Raw genomic sequence first — 18,450 nt, 5'->3', positions numbered from 1 at the left:
AGACGAAAAACGTACGCTGCTCCATATATCCTTAGAAAGGAGGTGATCCAGCCGCACCTTCCGATACGGCTACCTTGTTACGACTTCACCCCAATCATCTGCCCCACCTTCGGCGGCTGGCTCCATAAAGGTTACCTCACCGACTTCGGGTGTTGCAAACTCTCGTGGTGTGACGGGCGGTGTGTACAAGGCCCGGGAACGTATTCACCGCGGCATGCTGATCCGCGATTACTAGCGATTCCAGCTTCACGCAGTCGAGTTGCAGACTGCGATCCGAACTGAGAACAGATTTGTGGGATTGGCTAAACCTTGCGGTCTCGCAGCCCTTTGTTCTGTCCATTGTAGCACGTGTGTAGCCCAGGTCATAAGGGGCATGATGATTTGACGTCATCCCCACCTTCCTCCGGTTTGTCACCGGCAGTCACCTTAGAGTGCCCAACTGAATGCTGGCAACTAAGATCAAGGGTTGCGCTCGTTGCGGGACTTAACCCAACATCTCACGACACGAGCTGACGACAACCATGCACCACCTGTCACTCTGTCCCCGAAGGGAAAGCCCTATCTCTAGGGTTGTCAGAGGATGTCAAGACCTGGTAAGGTTCTTCGCGTTGCTTCGAATTAAACCACATGCTCCACCGCTTGTGCGGGCCCCCGTCAATTCCTTTGAGTTTCAGTCTTGCGACCGTACTCCCCAGGCGGAGTGCTTAATGCGTTAGCTGCAGCACTAAGGGGCGGAAACCCCCTAACACTTAGCACTCATCGTTTACGGCGTGGACTACCAGGGTATCTAATCCTGTTCGCTCCCCACGCTTTCGCTCCTCAGCGTCAGTTACAGACCAGAGAGTCGCCTTCGCCACTGGTGTTCCTCCACATCTCTACGCATTTCACCGCTACACGTGGAATTCCACTCTCCTCTTCTGCACTCAAGTTTCCCAGTTTCCAATGACCCTCCCCGGTTGAGCCGGGGGCTTTCACATCAGACTTAAGAAACCGCCTGCGAGCCCTTTACGCCCAATAATTCCGGACAACGCTTGCCACCTACGTATTACCGCGGCTGCTGGCACGTAGTTAGCCGTGGCTTTCTGGTTAGGTACCGTCAAGGTGCAAGCAGTTACTCTTGCACTTGTTCTTCCCTAACAACAGAGCTTTACGATCCGAAAACCTTCATCACTCACGCGGCGTTGCTCCGTCAGACTTTCGTCCATTGCGGAAGATTCCCTACTGCTGCCTCCCGTAGGAGTCTGGGCCGTGTCTCAGTCCCAGTGTGGCCGATCACCCTCTCAGGTCGGCTACGCATCGTCGCCTTGGTGAGCCGTTACCTCACCAACTAGCTAATGCGCCGCGGGTCCATCTGTAAGTGACAGCCGAAACCGTCTTTCATCCTTGAACCATGCGGTTCAAGGAACTATCCGGTATTAGCTCCGGTTTCCCGGAGTTATCCCAGTCTTACAGGCAGGTTACCCACGTGTTACTCACCCGTCCGCCGCTAACATCCGGGAGCAAGCTCCCTTCTGTCCGCTCGACTTGCATGTATTAGGCACGCCGCCAGCGTTCGTCCTGAGCCAGGATCAAACTCTCCGAGGTATGCAGGATGCATATCACACATGCGTTGCTACACGATGTAGCGAACTTAGCATGTGATCATTTCCTGCCTCGTCAGCGTTTGACTGACTACCTATGATGTATCATAGGATTTTTTTATAAAAACTCGAATTAACAGGTACGTTTTGTCTTGTTTAGTTTTCAAAGATCATCTTTTAAAATGGAGCGGGTGATGAGAATCGAACTCACGACATCAGCTTGGAAGGCTGAGGTTTTACCACTAAACTACACCCGCGTGGTTGAATGTTATTGGCGCGCCCGAGAGGAGTCGAACCCCTAACCTTTTGATCCGTAGTCAAACGCTCTATCCAATTGAGCTACGGGCGCTTAATCAGGCGACTTAATTATCTTAACATATCGTTTTTATTAAGTCAACATCTTTTTGAAGTTTGTTTATCGTATCTGTCTGAGCATCAGTGTTTCAGATGCGTCATCAGCGACGAATAAAAATATACCATGAATCACGCAAAAGGGTCAATACATTTTTCTAAAAAAGTTTCATGTTTTTTAAGAAGTGCTCTTTTGTTAGATAAATAGAGTTTCAATCGCCCTATTTTCATTTCTTTCTTCATAATTCTAATGATTCTTAAATAAAATCTTTCTAAATCCAAAGGAGGACAAAACATGGTCACCTAGAATTTTTATTTATTGGAAAATTCTTAATATTTTCCATGCATTTAAAGGAGGTAGGAGATGATGAAAAAGTTTGTCGCTTTTCAAATCATGATCGCTTTGGTGATAGGAGCTCTTATCGGCCACTTCTTCCCTGATTTCGGAATGGCACTGCGGCCCATTGGGGATGGCTTTATCCGATTGATTAAAATGATTGTAGTCCCTATTGTTTTCTCTACGATTGTCATCGGCGCAGCTGGCAGCGGTGGAATGAAGAAAATGGGCAGTCTCGGATTAAAGACAATCATTTGGTTTGAAGTCATTACGACCATCGTTCTTGGAATCGGACTTTTATTGGCCAACGTGTTAAAGCCAGGCGTTGGACTCGATTTCTCTCAATTAGCTAAGAAAGATATTGGGGAACTCGATGGTTATACTCAAAAGGTCGTCGATTTTAAACAGATGGTTTTAGACATCATTCCAACCAATATTATCGATGTCATGGCTCAAAATGATTTACTAGCAGTGATTTTCTTCGCTATTTTATTCGGTGTAGCCGCAAGCGGCATTGGGAAAGCTTCCGCTCCTGTCCTTACCTTCTTTGAATCAGTAGCACAAATTATGTTTAAGCTCACACAAATGGTCATGGTGACAGCTCCTATTGGAGTTTTAGCATTAATGGCAGCTTCTGTCGGACAATACGGCATTGTTTTACTCATTCCTATGATGAAACTTGTTGGCACTGTCTTCTTAGGATTGTTTATTATTCTATTTGTTTTGTTCCCTCTTGTCGCACTGATCTTCCGTTTTAACTACTTCGAAGTGTTGAAAATGATTTGGGATTTGTTTTTAGTGGCCTTTTCTACTACAAGTACAGAAACTGTTCTTCCACAGCTCATGTCACGGATGGAGAAATACGGCTGTCCAAAAAGAATCGTTTCCTTCGTCATCCCGTCAGGTCTTTCTCTTAATTGCGATGGTTCAAGTTTATATTTATCGGTTTCCTGTGTGTTTCTTGCACAAGCGTTTGGTGTCGATATGAGTTTATCACAGCAGCTCCTCATGATGCTTGTCCTTGTTTTAACAAGTAAAGGCATTGCGGCTGTCCCGTCTGGCTCGCTTGTCGTTCTTTTGGCAACAGCTCATGCAGTAGGTCTGCCAGCAGAAGGTGTCGCTATTATCGCCGGGGTTGATCGGATTATGGATATGGCTCGAACAGGCGTGAATGTTCCTGGACATGCGGTTGCCTGTATTGTCGTCTCTAAATGGGAAAAAGTATTCCGAGAGTCTGCATGGGAAGTTCCAAAAGCAGGTGAAGAAACAAAAGGAATGTAATGTTTTTTATGAAGGAAAGGGGGCGCCCTTTCCTTTTTTCATGGCAAAAATGTCTGCTTCAGCACGGCTTTACCTTCTTGTTGCAACTGCACCTCCGCATATGCTCCGTTAATGAGGGTCATTTGAGGCGGTACGTGTCCACAATCAATATCGTAAACAATCGGTATTTGTAATTCCTTATGCAATTCTTCATATAGATCCGTATATTCATATCCTTCCACAGGAGTGTCCACTGCACTCCTGCCAAACATGATGCCAGAGCAATGATCAAACCAGCCTGCTAGTTTTAATTGAACAAGAGACCTCTTCATGCTCGCAGCATTTAATTCACAGTTTTCAAAATACCATAGAATGGGTTCACCTTTCAGGTATGTTTCTTGAAAAGCTTTGACATCTCCAAAAGGCGTGCCAGCTAAGTGCCGGATCACATCAATACAGCCACCCATCAGTCTTCCCTTCATCGTCGTCTCTAAGTGATCAACAGTACGCCATGCGGTTGGTTCGGTTAAATGAAAGACATGAATGCTTGGATGGTCATACTGCCATTCCTTTTGATACATATCAGAAGAAAATTGAGTAACGTCCTTTTTCTCTGGAGTGGAAAGTATTTGTTCCCACATAGAAGTCACCTGATCAAGCTCTTCCCCCTGAAGATCCACAAGGTTCGGTCCATGCGCTGTCGCAATGCCTGTGTTTAATGTCAAAGCTAATAGAAGGAGACTTGTATCTGAATAACCAAGAATCCACTTTTTTTGCATCACTGAGAAATCAAGATGCTCTAACACTTCAATAAGCAGCTGTCCGCCCCATGGCGGGATGATGTGGTCAATCTCATGACAAGTCATCATCCGCTGTAACTCATTTGCTCGCTTGATTGCAGGGGCTGATTTCGCTTTTTCCTGCTGCCATACTGTCTCTCCACATATGACTTCATAGCCTCTTTTTTTCATCCGATCGCAAGACAGTTGAAACATCTCATGCAAAGAGGGTTGCACACCTGAGGACGGTGCTGTCACCCCAATCGTTTGTCCTTTTTGCAAAAATGGATACTGGATCATCCTGCTCACCTCCACCTTCTATGAATCTCTCATCTATTCATTGTAAAGAAAATTCCCCTTCTCCAAGGGGAATCTCGTCTTACTCTCTCTGACGCAGGACAGTATATACACCTGCGAAAATACACAAAATCCCAACAAACGAACGTAAGCCCATCTCTTCACCTAGAAGCAGCCATCCAAGGACCGTACCAACGATTGGTTGAAAGAAGAAAAACAGACCACCGCTTGAAGCGTCCATCAGTTGAAGCCCTCTATTCCACAAAAAGAAAGCAAGGGCCGTTGAGATGATACCTAGATACAGAATGCCACCCCATATTTCCGGTCTTGCCATTTGATGCACATCAAGATGAGGCAAACGAAACAAGACAGGTGGTGTTAATACGATAAAAGCCACAATGATCGCATATGTTGTCGTCACTACTTGAGGATACTTTCCTGGAACTCGTTTCAAAAGAACAGACATGAGCGCCCATGTTAATGCAGCAATAACCAGTGAAAGACCGCCAACAAACTCATCCGTTTGAACAGCGACAGGCCCAATCATCGTCAGCACACCTACTGTAGCAAGCAGAATGGAGACACACTTTCTCATTGTGAAAGATTCTTTTAATAGAAAGAAAGCGAAAAGCACCATAAAAGCAGGTGTGGCAGATGTGATGACGGCACCCATTTGTGCAGACGTATACATTGTGCCAATTTCTTGGGTCACGATCGAGAGAAAGTTGCCAATCAATCCAATCGACACAATCAGCGGGATATCCTTTTTGTCTAACCGAAAAGAGTAGCCCAAACGCCAAATCGTGAACACAAGAACGACTCCAGCTACTGCATATCTCATCCAGACGAGCTCAAGTGGCGGGACAACCGCAACTGTTACTTTGACCACTACATACATACCGCCCCAAATACTAGCAGCTAACGCTAAGTAGAGGGCTCCTATATATTTTCCATTCATTTTTTCCCCTCCGTTACTGGATATATTCACTGCGATATCCACAAACGGAGATCACTCTCCGTTATGGACGGAGGTGATTTGGTACATCATGTTCAAATAAAGGCTTCCATTGCATATCAGTCACCCCAATTGTGTTTATTTTCTGATTACTTTATAACAAAATCTGGTTCACTTCAATCCTTTTTATCGCCATGTTTCTTCATATAATAGAAGTTCAATAGGATTGACATGATGAATTCGTTTTCTTATAGTAAGTAAAACAATTGATGTTTACACAGAAAAGGAGTAGAGGTATTTGGATGTTGAAGCTAGGAAACACATTCCCACTGCCGGAAACGAACCGTTTCTTGAGGGAATAAAAGATTGTGTGCCAACCTTGCTTGGTTATATGAGCATTGGGTTTGCCTTTGGAATTGTTGGCATTAGTTCGCAGTTAAGTATATGGGAAATCGCGCTGTTATCTATCTTTATTTATGCTGGCGCTTCACAGTTTATCATCTGTGCATTACTTGTGACAGGAAGCCCTCTTTCCGCTATTATTTTCACCACGTTCATTGTCAATTTACGGCATTTGTTACTCAGCCTTACGCTTGCCCCCCATTTTACACGCTACTCTGTAAAGCAGAACATCGGGTTTGGTCTTCTGCTTACTGATGAATCCTTTGGCGTAGCGATGAATAAATTAGCACAGCAAGGAAAATTGAATAACAGATGGATGCATGGACTGAACATTACAGCTTATTTATGCTGGATTGCTGCGTGTACACTTGGCGGAATATTCGGACACTGGATTTCAAATCCAGAGGCGCTTGGTCTTGATTTTGCCCTATCCGCGATGTTTGCTGCGCTGCTCATTCTTTCTTTACAGACGGTGCCAAAAAATAAGCTCACCCATCGCTTATCACTTGTTTTATATATGTTTGTTGCGATGTTTGTGCTGCTTCATTTTGTTCCTTCACACGTGGCTGTTTTGTTGGCAACTGTGCTTGTTGCCACTATTGGGGTGGTGACAGATAAATGATTAGTAGTTTTATGTTATGGCTCATTATTGGCTGTATGATTGTGACCATCATCCCAAGAGTCGTTCCATTTTTATTTGTAAGGAGTATCCAGATGCCCGAAGTGGTGCTCAAATGGTTATCATTTATCCCCATTTGTATATTTACTGCTTTGATTGCAGAGCATCTATTCATACATACTACAGCAGGCGTCACCATTCACTGGATGTACCTTGCTGTCTTGGTTCCAACTGTGTTAATCGCTGTTTGGACAAAAAGCTTGTCCCTCACCGTTCTAGTAGGCGTCATGCTGATGGGCACAGCTAGATGGTTTTTCTAATAGAAAAAGCTTAACCGGATGCGGTTAAGCTTTTTTCATTTTACGATACCGTATATAAAGCCGTCATAGCCTTTTTCGCCAACAGTTTGAATAGCGGTTGCTTCAATTCTCGACTCTTGTTTGAGTAAATCGAAAAATTCACGCGTTCCCTTCACTCGCTCATCTTGATCAGAGGCATGAAGAACTGCTCCATTTCTGACCACATTGTCTGCAATAATGAGTGTTCCCTTTTTTGAGAAATGTAACGCCCACTTCAAATATTGCGGGTTGTTTGGTTTGTCTGCATCAATGAAAATCAAATCGAACGGGAGCGTATCCTGCTCTTTTAACTGAGATAAAGTATCTAACGCTTTTCCTTGTAAAATGGTGACACGTTCTGCTAAGCCTGCTCTGTCTATGTTTTGCTGTGCTGTTTCTGCATGATGACTGACAGCCTCTAATGTCAAAAGTTCTCCATCTTCTTCAAGTGCACGGGCAAGCCAAATGGTACTATAACCGCCAAGTGTACCGATTTCTAAAATGCGCTTTGCACCCTTGGTTTTTGCTAACAAATAAAGCAGTTTTCCTTGGGCCGGCGACACATCTATTTCTGGTAATCCGGCTTGCTTATTCTTGATAAGAGTTTGCTCCAATACGTCATCTTTAGCCATCAATTTGTCTTTGATATACTCGTCAACTTTCCCCCATACTTGCTCCAAGTCATCCATCTCCCTTGTTCATGTCTTCTATTTAAAGTCTACATGACGGAAGCGAGAATTTATAATCAATTCTTTTCACACACCTATTCATTTTATTGATGAAAGGAATGGGATGATGGATACATGGGGCAAGTACCTGTAAGTATGTGCAAACTACTGATTCAGCTTATTTTTCACGTCACCTTTTTTATCTTGAAGCTTTCCTTTTACTTGATCTTTCTTTCCTTCTGCTTTCAGGTTTTCATGATTTGTCGCTTCGCCAAGTTTTTCTTTCACTTGACCTTTGACTTGATTTGTTTTTCCTTTCGCTTTATCCATATGTCCATTTTGTTCACTCATTTGTTCCACCTCCACGTTTGATACTGTTTATTTAGCCTTTTTGCACATGACAAAACATCTGAGTGTGCTGTGTGCGCGTTTCAGGTATGATAGACATAATGGAATGAAAGGTTGGTGGTTTGTTCAATGATCATTTCTGAAAGTATGTTCACTGTACGTGGTGTGACTTATCGTATTCGCTCTGCTGCATTAGCAGATGCCAAACAGTTATCAGCTCTCAGACTGAAAATCGATGGTGAAACCGAATATTTAGATCGTGAACCGGGTGAAGCTTTTATTGATGAGAAAGGGTTCGAGGCGTTGATTCAAGAGGATTCCAAGGAATGCCGTCATCTCTTTTTAGTTGCAGATATTGAAGGAGACATTGTCGGTTTTTCAAGATGCGAAGGGCATTCTCTTAAGCGCTCTGCTCACAAAGTAACGTTTGGCGTCGCCGTACAGAAGGCCGCTTGGGGCTATCACATCGGGAAAGAACTTTTAGCTGCATCGATCGACTGGGCAGATCAGCAAGGCATTCAAAAGATGTCACTTCAAGTAATGGAAACCAATCAAAAAGCCATTCGTTTATATGAACACTATGGCTTTGAGATTGAAGGCTTGTTAAAAAAAGATAAACGGCTGGCGGACGGCATGTATTATGATACGGTTGTGATGGGCAGGCAGCGGCCAGTCTCCTGACCGCTTACATGACATAACTCCAGATCATCGAAATCGCACTATACATAAGCAGCAGCCCCATGACGAACTGGAACGGCCGCTGATAAAGAGTCAAAAAACGCTTGAATACAGAGCCAAATAAACTCCAGCTAAATGTGCCTAAAAAACCAATGATGGCGAGAATCAACGTCAACAACATGTATTGCATATTGGACTGTCCATACGGCAGAACAAAAGTGGAAATGACGGTTAACCCATACAAGATGGCTTTCGGATTAATAAATTGCAGCAGCATCCCCGGGATAAAATGATTATAGCGGTCTAGTGTTTCGTCATCTCCGCCTTTACTTCTCATGATTTTGACAGCTAAATAGATCATGTAACCGGCTCCGATGAAAGCCATGACCCAGCCGATTTTCGGCATGACTTGATAAAGAATCATATTGAAAAAACCGCTCAAACATAAAATGACCAAAAATCCGATCCCAACCCCTAAACAAAATCGAAATGTTTGCTTGACCCCATATTTATTCGTAAAGACCATCGCCATGATATTATTCGGTCCAGGGGTAAAGCTGGTAACAAAAGCATAAATCAACATGGAAACAATCAAACTGTTACCTCCTTCTCATACGTTATTTAGACTTAAAAGTCTTTATTGTGTATATATTACGTTTTATTGTACTATTCAGTCGTTATAAAGTAAATCCAGAAAGGAGTTTTTTTGATGGAGGATGTACAATCGATTATTGCTAGAAATGTCAAACTGTTAAGAGAGCAAAAGAAATTAAGCCTAGAAAAGATGGCTGAGGTAACAAGTGTGAGTAAAACGATGATTGGGCAAATCGAAAGAGGAGAATCCACACCAACCATCACCACTCTGTGGAAAATCGCCAATGGGTTGAAGGTGTCTTTTAGTGAACTCATATACGCACCGCAGCCTGAGATTAAGTTTGTGCGAAAAGAAGAAGGACAAGTTTTAACAGAGGACGAGGGAAGGTATCGGGTATATACGACGTTCCCATTTGATGACCTGAGAAAATTTGAAGTCTATCAGGTAGAAATTGATCCTCATGGGTCGTTAAGTGCGGAAGAACATATCGGCGGTACAGAGGAATTGATTACCGTATTTGAGGGAGCACTTGATTTATCAATCGGTGATGAGCAATACACATTACAAGCTGGCGACTCGATTCGGTTTAAAGCTGACCGTGCCCATGAGTATAAACAATCAGGAGAACAGATGGTACGGATGCAAATGATTCTTTATTATCCCCATTAAAAAAAGCTGACAGGCTTGTCCACCTGTCAGCTTTACATTTTATTTAATTAAATCCTGGATCGCGTACAACCGTTCCAGTAAAGGTAACTCTATATTTTCCTAAACCTAACTCTTCAATTGACGATTGATAGAGAATACCGACCCATCCATCCTTTGCATATGTAATACTTGATGGGATGTTTGACGTCGTATATGTTCTCGTTTCCGAGACGGTTCGACTTGCTTGTACCGTAACTTCACTGTTTACTTTCCCCTTCGCTTCTACCGGGACAGCGGTGACACCCGCACCCGTTAAAACAATTGCTCCAACCAAAACAGAAGTTATGACCTTTTTCATACAAAAATCCCTCCCTTTTTTTGTTGAACATATTAACCATACCATAATTTAGAACTTTCGTAAGTTATTTTTTCATTTTTTTGAAAATTATGATATGATTGTCTTATGCTGGATAGAGGGTGTTACATACTTCTATGCTTTTATCCTCACCTCGTTCTAGTGAAACAATTGATAACGGAGGTGATTTCATGAAAAAATGGCTTATCTGTTTTCAACTTGTTTTCCTCTTCACCTTGACGGCCACACCATTTGCTTCTGCTGCTTCATGCCCTACAGTGAAACCATGTGTTATTGATCCTTAAGCATAAGAAAAAGTCGATCAAGCCTATTCACTTGATCGACTTTTTTGTTATGCTTGTTCGGCTTCCCAGCGGGCAACCTCTTCTCTTACTTTAGGAGCCACTTCTTTTCCAAATAACTCAATAGCTTTCAGCACTTGATCATGCGGCATCGAACCGACCGGTACGTGCAGCATGAAGCGCGTAATGCCTACATTTTTTCGCAGATGTATCACTTTCTCTGCCACGGCATCTGGATCTCCTACATACAATGCACCTTCTAATGTTCTTGCTGCATCGAATGTAGAACGGGTATAAGGTCCCCAGCCTCGTTCTCTTGCTAATGTATTCATGACATGCTGTGTAGAAGGGAAGAATTGATCTGCTGCCAATTCTGTTTCCTCCGCAACAAATCCATGTGAATGGGATGCCACCGTTAATTTCTCAGGGTCATGTCCAGCGTGAATCGCAGCTTGCTTGTAGAGCTGCACGAGCGGTGCGAACTGTCTAGGGCTGCCGCCAATAATGGCAAGGACAAGTGGTAATCCTAATAATCCAGCACGTACGACAGATTCTCTGTTTCCTCCACTGCCAATCCAGATCGGAAGCGGATCTTGAACAGGTCTTGGGTATACGCCGACATCCTGAATGGAAGGACGATGCTTACCGCTCCACGTCACACGCTCTGACTGTTGTAATTTCAACAGTAAATCTAGTTTTTCTTCAAATAATTCTTCATAATCATCTAAGTCATAGCCAAAAAGCGGGAACGATTCAATAAATGATCCACGGCCAGCCATGATCTCTGCACGCCCGTTAGAAAGGCCATCTAATGTCGCAAAATCTTGAAACACACGAACAGGATCTGCCGATGAAAGAACAGTTACGGCACTTGTCAGACGAATATTCTTTGTTTGCGTTGCCGCAGCTGCTAATACGACTGCTGGATTTGATGCGGCGAAATCTTCACGATGATGCTCTCCTACACCAAAAACGTCGAGACCCACTTGATCTGCTAAAATAATTTCTTCTACTACTTCACGAATGCGCTGTGCGTGGCTGACTGTTTTTCCTGTTTGAAAATCAGGTGTTGTTTCTACAAATGTACTAATTCCTAGTTCCATGAATGGAACCCCCTATCTTATAAATATGTCACAAATTCAGAGACCGGCTTGCGGTAGCCTCTCGCTTGTCTGCTCTCTACTTTTTCTTTTCCGAGCGTGATCATTAATACAGGAACCAAATCTGATTCGATGTTTAACACCTTTTTCATTGCTTCGGGGTCAAAGCCGATCATTGGGCAAGTATCCCATCCCTTGTTTTTGGCGGCAAGCATAAATAGCATGGCAGATAATGAAGCATTTCGAATCGCCTCTTCTTTCTGAAAGTCTGATCCTCTCTGCACATAAAAACTCATCGTCTCTCTGACCATTTCCTCATATTGTTGCGCATTTAAGATGCCGAGCATTTTTAGGCCTTCATAAATGTTTCCTGCTTGCTCATAAGCTTTCGGATCGCCGAGCACAATGATCGCTGCTGAAGCGGAATGCACCTTATATTGTCCAAATGCAGCATCTCTTACTTGCTCTTTAAGCGCTTCTGATTGGACGACGACATATTGCGTATGCTGTAAATTAAAGGCTGAAGGTGCCAGCTTCACTTCTTCAAAGATACTATTAAGCTCTTCTCTCGAAATCGAGATATTCGGCAAAAAATTTGATGCTGATCGTCTTTCACGTACCAATGTATCAAAACTGCGTGTCATCTTGTTTCCCCTTTTCGTGAAGTTGTTTTGCACCTAAACCGATTTTTTTCAACCATTCAATGAGCTGCTCTTTTTCCTCTGTTTCGATAAAGGACAGATTTTGTGATATGACATCTGTATGTTTTGGAAAAATATCGTCAAATAGCTGCTTCCCTTTATCTGTCAGTAATACATGGAATACACGTTTATCAGAAGGTGCACATTGTCTTTTGACTAATTCTTGTTTTTCTAATTTGTTGACCACATAGGTGATGCTCCCACTTGGAATGGATAAAATCTCACTAATTTTTTGAACGGGATGTGGTCCCTTACTATACAGTAATTCAAGAATTTGAAAGTTTTCAAATCCGATATCATAACGTTCAATGTCTTTTTGGATATTTGCAAAAAGGGCATGATAGGCTTTCATCCACACTCGGAAAAGCCTTAAGTCTAATTCTTGATCTTGCTGCACCATGGCAACTACTCCTTTTTCAATAAATCCTAAAACTAGGATAAATTTATCCTAACACTAGGATATTTTCTTGTCAACGTGTTTGTTTGATTAAAAAAAGACCCCTGTGACTTAGTGGTCTTCTTTTAACACAAAATGCATTTCAGCAATTTGTTTGTATTGATTCACTTGTTGTAATGAAAATCTAGATTCCTGTTCAGTTGGAGGGAAAAGAGGGATTCCTTTTCCAATCATGACAGGTGCGATTTGGAGATACAGCTCATCGACTAATTTTTCTTTTAATAATGCTTGAAGCAGTTCCCCGCCTCCTACTATCCAGATATGCTGGCCTTTTTCATTTTTTAAATTTTTGATAAACGAGAGAACATCTTCACGAACGATGTGGGTTCCTGTATGACTGTCTTGTAAAGTGCGAGAAACGATATAACACGTCTTGTCTTCATAAGGAAACTCATCAGGTGAAAGTTTGAGAACCTGTTCGTATGTGTTCCGTCCCATGATCAGCGTATCGACTGTTGCATAAAATTCCTCATATCTCGTATCCTCTTCGCCCTCTGTGCCTATGAGCCAATCTAAACGGTGATCATCCCTTGCTAAATATCCATCAATGCTCATTGCCCCATAAAATAGTAATTTCCTTTTCAATCTCACCACTCCCCGCCTCAAATAAGAACGTATATTCCCATTTTAACAGAATGAATAGAAAAATGATATATGATCAATTCGTTTCTTGCGATTCTTGTTCTACCTTCATGAGAAGCTCGTACAATATGTGCGCAAGCTTCGCCGCTTCGATTGTCATGCCTTCATGAATCCATTCTTCCAGTACACCAACAGCACCAGATACGACAAAAGAGGCCTCAATCTGTTCACGCTCCGTAATCTGACGCTGATCAAGCTGCCACTCTTTCATGATTTTTTCTTTAAAAAACGCTTTAAATTGATTCGTCGTTGGGCTATTCGGTTTGACAAATAACGTCATCATGAATTGTTTTTCTTTTAAATACTCAGTTGTTTTGTTTAAAAAGGACAGCATATCAAGCGGGTCCTGACTAGGAAACGATTCATCGTATAGTCCGCCAAGCTGATCGAATAGTTCCTTCTCAAGCTGTTCATGCAAATCAAACACATCTTGATAGTGCAAATAAAAGGTCCCTCTTCCTAAATCCGCTCTTCTAGATAGCTCTGATACTGTAATTTGTTGAACATCTTTTTCCATTAAAAGCTCAAGAAAGCTTTCCCGTATCGCCTTTTTGGTTTTGATTGTTCGTCTGTCCTTCATGAAACACCCTCCGTTTTTGAACAATATGGCTTTACCTGTCTATTTATGAACACGAGATCATTCATTGCCGATGTTCGGTTTGTTTTCCTCTTATTATAATAGACACATGTCCAATAATCTATATCTGTTCAAAAAAGGAGGACCATCATATGCTTCATTTCAGACTTGCCAGAGAGGATGAACTGCCTCAAGTGGCAGCGTTGTTAGATGATTCGTTTCAGAACTATTCATTTTTTGATTTATTATGCGAAAAGGTGACCAAGCGTTCTGCTTTCGCTCGTCAGCTGCATTTGGTCAACACAAAGGTATATTTTCAGCATCAAATCTGTTTGGTCGGGGTTGAGAACGAGAAAATTGTGTCTGCCGCCTTGTTAAAGCATCCGCGTCTTCCTGAGCCAGGACTCATGGATTATGTGTTGTCAGGTGGGTTAAAGCTGCTCTTTACTGGTGGCTTATCGGCGATTCAGCATGTGTTCCGTATGTTAAAGGAGGCAAAAAAAGCGTGTTCTTCCTTAAAGAAACCTTACTGGTATTTAGAAGCTCTTGTCGTTGCAAAAGACCAACAAGGAAAAAAACTTGGAAGCCGTATGTTAAAGCAATGTCTTTTCCCCTTTATCGCCCGGCAAGGCGGCGGACTGTTCACACTGATTACACACAACGAGGCCAATCGTCATTTCTATCGAAAAAATGGGTGGACGGAGTTTGATGAGAGAGTACTGCACGGAGATGACATGTCCCTAGAAAGCTGGAGTTATAAAACCGTGATCAAATAAGGTATCTTCTTCAAGGGATGATATAATAGAAGCAGTTCAAACAATGATCATACTTGGAGGAGAGACTGATGATACGACGACTTGATCATATCGTGTTGACTGTTCAACATATGGAGGAAACCATTCGCTTTTATACAAACGTATTAGGAATGAAGGAAGAAACTTTTGGAGAAGGCCGTAAAGCCCTTCGTTTTGGCTTACAAAAGATCAACCTTCATGAAGCGGGTCATGAATTTGAACCAAAAGCTGCTCATCCCCAGCCTGGATCTGCTGACTTGTGTTTTATCACCGATTTAGATATAGACAGTTTATTGCTTCATCTTCGAAAGCAGGTTGTTCCAATTGAAGAAGGTCCGGTCAGACGTTCTGGTGCATTAGGTCCGATTGAATCCATTTATATCCGTGATCCTGATATGAACTTAATTGAAATCTCCCGATATATAGAGGAGGCTGATCCATCATGACTCGATTATTTTTGAGACCGATTGAAGAGCAAGATTATCCTGGTATTCATAGAGGATGCCAGCATGCAGAAACACTTTATATGACTGGCACACGAAAAACGTTCACACTAGAAGAAATTCGTTCAGCCTATACCCGTTTTCTGCAGGATGACAGTAGACGAGACTTTGCTATTTGTCTGCTAGACACGAAAGAAATGATCGGGGATGCGGCGATTGTGGATATTGATCCGATGAACCATACGGCAAGTTTCCGCATTGCGCTGCATGGTCCAGAGCATTTTCACAAAGGGTATGGCACTGAGGCTGTTCGGATGGTTCAAACATTTGCCTTTGAGACGTTAGAACTCAATCGGCTTGAGCTTGAAGTTTTTTCCCATAACCCACGAGCCTTTCGAAGCTATGAGAAAGCCGGATTTCAATATGAAGGAAAAAGACGTCAAGCGCTCTATTTCAACGGTGCTTATTCGGATGTCATCATGATGGGCATCCTTCGTGAGGAATACGATAGAATCAAATCATAAAGATGTCCCAGCCTACGAAGGGTCATCTTTTTTTAACAAATGAAGCCCTGTAACGATGATCAAACAAATGATAGAAGAGAGAACGATAGAGACGCTTGATATGCTGAGCGCCATCCCTTCCCATCTGCCAATGAAGAAACTGCCGATCAATAAGAGCAATCCAAACATAGTGATACATATCGGGACAATCAGCCTGGCATGGCGATGCCTACGTCTTTTTCCCGCCCACCACGAGAGACAGAGCACAATGACAGTAAAAATAGCGGTTTGCAGCCAGAACATATCGCATCAACTCCTTTTCTTTTTTATCCTATGACAACGGAGGTTTTTCCAATGAATATTAGACCGATTCAAAAGCAGGACAATCCTTTTATCGCGGCCATTATCCGCCAGTCATTAGAATCAGCGAATCTTGCGATTGAAGGTACAGCCTACACAGACCCGCACCTTGATCAGCTTTTCGAATACTATCAATCATTGACTCATGCAGCCTATTGGATTGCCGAAGAACATGGTGAAATTGTTGGTGGCGTTGGCATTGCCCCTTTCACAGATGGCATTTGTGAGCTGCAAAAGCTTTATTTAAGCCCAAAAGCACAAGGCAAAGGTGCGGGCAAGAAACTGATGGATACGGCCCTGCAATATGCTGCTACATACTACGATGCTTGTTATTTAGAAACCCGCAGTGAATTAACAGCTGCTACTGGTCTTTATCAACAGTATGACTTCTCTCTTCTTCCTGCACCAATTGAAGGCTCAGAGCATTCTGCCATGGATGCTTGGTATCTCAAAACCTTTTCAGCGTGAGGCATAAAATAAGCGATACGTCTTTGTCCACTGAAAACCTAGCTTCTCTGCCAATTTGGCCGAGGTTGCGTGATGGACATCGCAATCCCAATGCGGTGTCTTCCCTTTTTCAACACAGATGCTGATCATTTGCTGAGCTGCTAACAAAGCCAACCCTTTTCCACGGCAGGCTTCATCTGTCCAAATATCGATTTCCACACGTTTTTCACTTGAAAAAATAGAGATACATTCACTGACCACTTCTTCACCATTTAAGATGGCAACTCCGACGCCATTAGATAAAAAGTGATCTACTCCTCCCCAATATGCTTCATAATAGCTGGATGGGAATACTTTGCTAGCGGCAATGACTTGTTCATTCGTGCGTTTAATCATTTCATCTTGATCAGGCACAATCAGATCAGGAGAGGTCAAGTCATAAGAATACGCATGTCTTTTCATTTCATTCAGTTGGGAACCGAAGCATTTTTTCATCATCTCATCTGATGCTGGATTTGCTGAAAACAAAGTGAAACGTCCGTTCTCTCTTTTCTGCTTTTTATAAACATCCACAATGAACGTTGAACATAATGAGAGTGCTGCTTCTGTCCTGCCTGCGACATAATAAATGCCGGTTGTTGTCCCTACAAAATAGACACACGGGTGATCTCGGTGATCCACATATAAATCTCCTTGTATCACCCCATCGAGTATCGCATCTACGAACACTGGATAGGCAGGATCAATCCGCCGAATTTCCTCTTTTACCGCTCCTGTCCTTTGTTGATCTACAAGATACAACATCATTCCTCCATTCACGAACGAGTATCTTTTCATTATAAAGGAAAGCCGCATACACGCGGTGAATCTTTGCAACAAAAAAAACTCTTCTGCATCAAGGCAACATTCAATCGCATTCGCTTTCATCTATTGCTATGCTCATTGTGAGAGGAGGTTTATGAATGAAATTTCGTTTTTTCTGGAATCAAGAAAAGGATGTTACGGAAGTAGACGTCATCAGCCATCCACATAATCAAGAACGTTTACAAAAGATGGCATCAATGCTGGAGACTAGTACATCTCTAACGGTCAAAGATCCAAAAAATGATCGGCAGTCTCTTTTACCATTAGAACAAATTGAAGCGATCTCTGCGCTTGGACATCTGTCAAAGGTGATCACGACTCAAGGTACGACGTATTTTCTCAGTAAACGGCTGAAGGATCTGAAGTCGTTAGAGCGTGAACATTTCTATCGTATCAACAATGCAGTCATTCTCAATTTAGCGCAAGTCGACAGCTTTGTCGCTGGTACGTACGCTCGCTTAGAGGTCGAAACCATCTCGAAAAACAGCTACACCGTCAGTCGTCATTACGCCAAATATATAAAGGAGCGATTCAAATGATCAAGGAACTAAAACATCAATTTATGCAAACAGCTTTTGTCTCTATCGTATGGCTGACACTCATCCTGTCCATCACTCAATGGTCATCCTCTATCTCTTTTCATTACGTGTGGCACATCATTGCCATCGGGACTTTGGCAGGCATCGTCTTTGGGGTCATGTATCCTTTACTATGGAATTACTTTACCTTCCCAGCACCCATCAACATTCTCATCTCCACTGTCGTCAATTTAGGGTTTCAAGTAGGAGCGGTCGCTTTATATTCGACTACACTGCTCGAATGGATCATGCCTTATTTTATCGGTATTGCCTTTCTCACATTAGTAGGCCATATCATCGCCTTTCTATTTTACAAAAAGCAACAAAATCAAAAACTGGCGCAGGCACTGAATCACCTGAAGCCGCAGCCTTAAAAAAAGAGACCTTATTTGAAAGGTCTCTTCAGATTGTTGACAAAGGGCTAAAATGAACTTGATTTTAGCCCTTTGTCTTCTTTTCAGCGTGATAGAAA

At 42.7% G+C, this 18,450-nt stretch carries 24 protein-coding genes, 2 tRNA genes and 1 rRNA gene; 11 read left to right on the top strand and 16 right to left on the bottom strand.

Features of this window, described 5'->3' with window-relative positions; all coding sequences use genetic code 11:
* Nucleotides 1-35 precede the first annotated feature (35 nt).
* From MHB38_RS02915 to MHB38_RS02905, 3 genes are all read right to left on the bottom strand, one after another.
* Nucleotides 36-1,584: ribosomal RNA gene (locus tag MHB38_RS02915) — 16S ribosomal RNA — on the bottom strand.
* A gap of 179 nt (nucleotides 1,585-1,763) precedes the next feature.
* Nucleotides 1,764-1,837: transfer RNA gene (locus tag MHB38_RS02910), tRNA-Gly, on the bottom strand.
* A 15-nt stretch (nucleotides 1,838-1,852) separates the two neighbouring features.
* A tRNA-Arg gene (locus MHB38_RS02905) sits at nucleotides 1,853-1,929 on the bottom strand.
* 369 nt (nucleotides 1,930-2,298) lie between these two features.
* Here MHB38_RS02905 and gltP point away from each other — a divergent pair.
* Nucleotides 2,299-3,549 (top strand): glutamate-aspartate/proton symporter GltP, encoded by a 1,251-nt coding sequence (gene gltP, locus MHB38_RS02900; RefSeq protein ID WP_024719154.1) that lies wholly within the window; start codon nucleotides 2,299-2,301, stop codon nucleotides 3,547-3,549.
* 38 nt (nucleotides 3,550-3,587) lie between these two features.
* Here gltP and MHB38_RS02895 read toward each other — a convergent pair whose 3' ends face one another.
* Together MHB38_RS02895 and MHB38_RS02890 are read right to left on the bottom strand one after the other, a co-directional pair.
* Complete coding sequence (locus MHB38_RS02895) at nucleotides 3,588-4,607, bottom strand: S66 family peptidase (protein ID WP_025206826.1); 1,020 nt, start codon at nucleotides 4,605-4,607, stop codon at nucleotides 3,588-3,590.
* Nucleotides 4,608-4,686: 79 nt separating this feature from the next.
* Nucleotides 4,687-5,562 (bottom strand): DMT family transporter, encoded by an 876-nt coding sequence (locus MHB38_RS02890; RefSeq protein ID WP_017358425.1) that lies wholly within the window; start codon nucleotides 5,560-5,562, stop codon nucleotides 4,687-4,689.
* 295 nt (nucleotides 5,563-5,857) lie between these two features.
* Here MHB38_RS02890 and MHB38_RS02885 point away from each other — a divergent pair, with 295 nt between their 5' ends.
* Together MHB38_RS02885 and MHB38_RS02880 are read left to right on the top strand one after the other, a co-directional pair.
* Nucleotides 5,858-6,583 carry an AzlC family ABC transporter permease gene (locus MHB38_RS02885; protein WP_007496390.1) on the top strand — a complete coding sequence of 242 codons (726 nt, stop codon included), beginning with the start codon at nucleotides 5,858-5,860 and terminating at the stop codon, nucleotides 6,581-6,583.
* On the top strand, nucleotides 6,580-6,900 hold the full coding sequence (locus MHB38_RS02880) for an AzlD domain-containing protein (protein WP_202734679.1): 321 nt from the start codon (nucleotides 6,580-6,582) through the stop codon (nucleotides 6,898-6,900). The genes MHB38_RS02885 and MHB38_RS02880 overlap by 4 nt, the downstream gene beginning before the upstream one ends.
* 35 nt (nucleotides 6,901-6,935) lie before the next feature.
* Here the strand turns inward: MHB38_RS02880 and MHB38_RS02875 are convergent, their stop codons facing one another.
* Nucleotides 6,936-7,598, bottom strand: coding sequence for an O-methyltransferase (locus MHB38_RS02875; protein WP_202734680.1), 663 nt, complete (start codon nucleotides 7,596-7,598; stop codon nucleotides 6,936-6,938).
* 153 nt (nucleotides 7,599-7,751) lie between these two features.
* Nucleotides 7,752-7,937 (bottom strand): CsbD family protein, encoded by a 186-nt coding sequence (locus tag MHB38_RS02870; protein WP_202734681.1) that lies wholly within the window; start codon nucleotides 7,935-7,937, stop codon nucleotides 7,752-7,754.
* Between the two features lie 126 nt (nucleotides 7,938-8,063).
* Here MHB38_RS02870 and MHB38_RS02865 point away from each other — a divergent pair, with 126 nt between their 5' ends.
* A complete protein-coding gene (locus MHB38_RS02865; protein WP_017358427.1) occupies nucleotides 8,064-8,615 on the top strand; it encodes a GNAT family N-acetyltransferase in 552 nt (183 codons plus the stop codon).
* 4 nt (nucleotides 8,616-8,619) lie between these two features.
* Here the strand turns inward: MHB38_RS02865 and MHB38_RS02860 are convergent, their stop codons facing one another.
* Entirely contained in the window at nucleotides 8,620-9,207 is a 588-nt protein-coding gene (locus tag MHB38_RS02860; protein WP_007496397.1) for a LysE family transporter, read from the bottom strand.
* A gap of 114 nt (nucleotides 9,208-9,321) precedes the next feature.
* On the opposite strand from MHB38_RS02860, the gene MHB38_RS02855 reads away from it, so the two are divergent.
* The gene (locus tag MHB38_RS02855) at nucleotides 9,322-9,876 is read left to right on the top strand and encodes a helix-turn-helix domain-containing protein (RefSeq protein ID WP_025206820.1); all 555 of its coding nucleotides are present in this window, start codon (nucleotides 9,322-9,324) and stop codon (nucleotides 9,874-9,876) included.
* A 43-nt stretch (nucleotides 9,877-9,919) separates the two neighbouring features.
* Here the strand turns inward: MHB38_RS02855 and MHB38_RS02850 are convergent, their stop codons facing one another.
* The 6 genes from MHB38_RS02850 to MHB38_RS02825 form a co-directional block, all read right to left on the bottom strand.
* The gene (locus tag MHB38_RS02850; RefSeq protein WP_008346693.1) at nucleotides 9,920-10,213 is read right to left on the bottom strand and encodes a hypothetical protein; all 294 of its coding nucleotides are present in this window, start codon (nucleotides 10,211-10,213) and stop codon (nucleotides 9,920-9,922) included.
* Between the two features lie 349 nt (nucleotides 10,214-10,562).
* The gene (locus MHB38_RS02845) at nucleotides 10,563-11,615 is read right to left on the bottom strand and encodes an LLM class flavin-dependent oxidoreductase (protein ID WP_024719164.1); all 1,053 of its coding nucleotides are present in this window, start codon (nucleotides 11,613-11,615) and stop codon (nucleotides 10,563-10,565) included.
* 17 nt (nucleotides 11,616-11,632) lie between these two features.
* Nucleotides 11,633-12,256, bottom strand: a complete 624-nt coding sequence (locus MHB38_RS02840; RefSeq protein WP_008346699.1) for a nitroreductase family protein — start codon at nucleotides 12,254-12,256, stop codon at nucleotides 11,633-11,635.
* Nucleotides 12,240-12,713, bottom strand: coding sequence for a MarR family winged helix-turn-helix transcriptional regulator (locus tag MHB38_RS02835; protein ID WP_048002344.1), 474 nt, complete (start codon nucleotides 12,711-12,713; stop codon nucleotides 12,240-12,242). Before MHB38_RS02835 ends, MHB38_RS02840 begins: the two co-directional genes overlap by 17 nt.
* Nucleotides 12,714-12,821: 108 nt before the next feature.
* Nucleotides 12,822-13,325: a dihydrofolate reductase family protein gene (locus MHB38_RS02830; protein WP_046344935.1), complete on the bottom strand. Its 504-nt coding sequence runs from the start codon at nucleotides 13,323-13,325 to the stop codon at nucleotides 12,822-12,824.
* A gap of 103 nt (nucleotides 13,326-13,428) precedes the next feature.
* Nucleotides 13,429-13,992 carry a TetR/AcrR family transcriptional regulator gene (locus MHB38_RS02825; protein WP_017366691.1) on the bottom strand — a complete coding sequence of 188 codons (564 nt, stop codon included), beginning with the start codon at nucleotides 13,990-13,992 and terminating at the stop codon, nucleotides 13,429-13,431.
* Between the two features lie 149 nt (nucleotides 13,993-14,141).
* On the opposite strand from MHB38_RS02825, the gene MHB38_RS02820 reads away from it, so the two are divergent.
* From MHB38_RS02820 to MHB38_RS02810, 3 genes are all read left to right on the top strand, one after another.
* The gene (locus MHB38_RS02820; RefSeq protein ID WP_019743583.1) at nucleotides 14,142-14,765 is read left to right on the top strand and encodes a GNAT family N-acetyltransferase; all 624 of its coding nucleotides are present in this window, start codon (nucleotides 14,142-14,144) and stop codon (nucleotides 14,763-14,765) included.
* 68 nt (nucleotides 14,766-14,833) lie between these two features.
* On the top strand, nucleotides 14,834-15,229 hold the full coding sequence (locus MHB38_RS02815; protein WP_008346708.1) for a VOC family protein: 396 nt from the start codon (nucleotides 14,834-14,836) through the stop codon (nucleotides 15,227-15,229).
* Entirely contained in the window at nucleotides 15,226-15,750 is a 525-nt protein-coding gene (locus MHB38_RS02810; RefSeq protein ID WP_017366689.1) for a GNAT family N-acetyltransferase, read from the top strand. The genes MHB38_RS02815 and MHB38_RS02810 overlap by 4 nt, the downstream gene beginning before the upstream one ends.
* Nucleotides 15,751-15,762: 12 nt before the next feature.
* Here the strand turns inward: MHB38_RS02810 and MHB38_RS02805 are convergent, their stop codons facing one another.
* The gene (locus tag MHB38_RS02805) at nucleotides 15,763-16,032 is read right to left on the bottom strand and encodes a YesK-like family protein (RefSeq protein WP_017366688.1); all 270 of its coding nucleotides are present in this window, start codon (nucleotides 16,030-16,032) and stop codon (nucleotides 15,763-15,765) included.
* Nucleotides 16,033-16,083: 51 nt separating this feature from the next.
* Between MHB38_RS02805 and MHB38_RS02800 the strand changes: the two genes are divergently transcribed.
* A complete protein-coding gene (locus tag MHB38_RS02800; RefSeq protein WP_099496344.1) occupies nucleotides 16,084-16,557 on the top strand; it encodes a GNAT family N-acetyltransferase in 474 nt (157 codons plus the stop codon).
* Here MHB38_RS02800 and MHB38_RS02795 read toward each other — a convergent pair.
* A complete protein-coding gene (locus tag MHB38_RS02795; protein ID WP_202734709.1) occupies nucleotides 16,549-17,337 on the bottom strand; it encodes a GNAT family N-acetyltransferase in 789 nt (262 codons plus the stop codon). The two genes, MHB38_RS02800 and MHB38_RS02795, sit on opposite strands and share 9 nt — an antisense overlap.
* A 161-nt stretch (nucleotides 17,338-17,498) precedes the next feature.
* On the opposite strand from MHB38_RS02795, the gene MHB38_RS02790 reads away from it, so the two are divergent.
* The gene (locus MHB38_RS02790; protein ID WP_046342767.1) at nucleotides 17,499-17,939 is read left to right on the top strand and encodes a LytTR family DNA-binding domain-containing protein; all 441 of its coding nucleotides are present in this window, start codon (nucleotides 17,499-17,501) and stop codon (nucleotides 17,937-17,939) included.
* On the top strand, nucleotides 17,936-18,352 hold the full coding sequence (locus MHB38_RS02785) for a hypothetical protein (RefSeq protein WP_007496425.1): 417 nt from the start codon (nucleotides 17,936-17,938) through the stop codon (nucleotides 18,350-18,352). The genes MHB38_RS02790 and MHB38_RS02785 overlap by 4 nt, the downstream gene beginning before the upstream one ends.
* Nucleotides 18,353-18,450 lie beyond the last annotated feature (98 nt).

The organism is Bacillus sp. FSL K6-3176, from assembly GCF_038003325.1.
In the GTDB taxonomy this organism is placed as follows: domain Bacteria; phylum Bacillota; class Bacilli; order Bacillales; family Bacillaceae; genus Bacillus; species Bacillus altitudinis.
Note: the sequence above shows the minus strand (reverse complement) of the source record. Positions and strands in the feature narration are given on the sequence as shown.

What these genes read in the sequence shown, in the direction of transcription:
- MHB38_RS02785 (WP_007496425.1), top strand. Translation starts at nt 17,936, where the DNA reads ATGATCAAGGAACTAAAACATCAATTTATGCAAACAGCTTTTGTCTCT.
- MHB38_RS02845 (WP_024719164.1), bottom strand. Translation starts at nt 11,615, where the DNA reads ATGGAACTAGGAATTAGTACATTTGTAGAAACAACACCTGATTTTCAA.
- MHB38_RS02870 (WP_202734681.1), bottom strand. Translation starts at nt 7,937, where the DNA reads ATGAGTGAACAAAATGGACATATGGATAAAGCGAAAGGAAAAACAAAT.
- MHB38_RS02840 (WP_008346699.1), bottom strand. Translation starts at nt 12,256, where the DNA reads ATGACACGCAGTTTTGATACATTGGTACGTGAAAGACGATCAGCATCA.
- MHB38_RS02855 (WP_025206820.1), top strand. Translation starts at nt 9,322, where the DNA reads ATGGAGGATGTACAATCGATTATTGCTAGAAATGTCAAACTGTTAAGA.
- MHB38_RS02815 (WP_008346708.1), top strand. Translation starts at nt 14,834, where the DNA reads ATGATACGACGACTTGATCATATCGTGTTGACTGTTCAACATATGGAG.
- MHB38_RS02890 (WP_017358425.1), bottom strand. Translation starts at nt 5,562, where the DNA reads ATGAATGGAAAATATATAGGAGCCCTCTACTTAGCGTTAGCTGCTAGT.
- MHB38_RS02880 (WP_202734679.1), top strand. Translation starts at nt 6,580, where the DNA reads ATGATTAGTAGTTTTATGTTATGGCTCATTATTGGCTGTATGATTGTG.
- MHB38_RS02825 (WP_017366691.1), bottom strand. Translation starts at nt 13,992, where the DNA reads ATGAAGGACAGACGAACAATCAAAACCAAAAAGGCGATACGGGAAAGC.
- MHB38_RS02830 (WP_046344935.1), bottom strand. Translation starts at nt 13,325, where the DNA reads ATGAGCATTGATGGATATTTAGCAAGGGATGATCACCGTTTAGATTGG.
- MHB38_RS02805 (WP_017366688.1), bottom strand. Translation starts at nt 16,032, where the DNA reads ATGTTCTGGCTGCAAACCGCTATTTTTACTGTCATTGTGCTCTGTCTC.
- gltP (WP_024719154.1), top strand. Translation starts at nt 2,299, where the DNA reads ATGAAAAAGTTTGTCGCTTTTCAAATCATGATCGCTTTGGTGATAGGA.
- MHB38_RS02790 (WP_046342767.1), top strand. Translation starts at nt 17,499, where the DNA reads ATGAAATTTCGTTTTTTCTGGAATCAAGAAAAGGATGTTACGGAAGTA.
- MHB38_RS02800 (WP_099496344.1), top strand. Translation starts at nt 16,084, where the DNA reads ATGAATATTAGACCGATTCAAAAGCAGGACAATCCTTTTATCGCGGCC.
- MHB38_RS02820 (WP_019743583.1), top strand. Translation starts at nt 14,142, where the DNA reads ATGCTTCATTTCAGACTTGCCAGAGAGGATGAACTGCCTCAAGTGGCA.
- MHB38_RS02850 (WP_008346693.1), bottom strand. Translation starts at nt 10,213, where the DNA reads ATGAAAAAGGTCATAACTTCTGTTTTGGTTGGAGCAATTGTTTTAACG.
- MHB38_RS02835 (WP_048002344.1), bottom strand. Translation starts at nt 12,713, where the DNA reads ATGGTGCAGCAAGATCAAGAATTAGACTTAAGGCTTTTCCGAGTGTGG.
- MHB38_RS02865 (WP_017358427.1), top strand. Translation starts at nt 8,064, where the DNA reads ATGATCATTTCTGAAAGTATGTTCACTGTACGTGGTGTGACTTATCGT.
- MHB38_RS02810 (WP_017366689.1), top strand. Translation starts at nt 15,226, where the DNA reads ATGACTCGATTATTTTTGAGACCGATTGAAGAGCAAGATTATCCTGGT.
- MHB38_RS02895 (WP_025206826.1), bottom strand. Translation starts at nt 4,607, where the DNA reads ATGATCCAGTATCCATTTTTGCAAAAAGGACAAACGATTGGGGTGACA.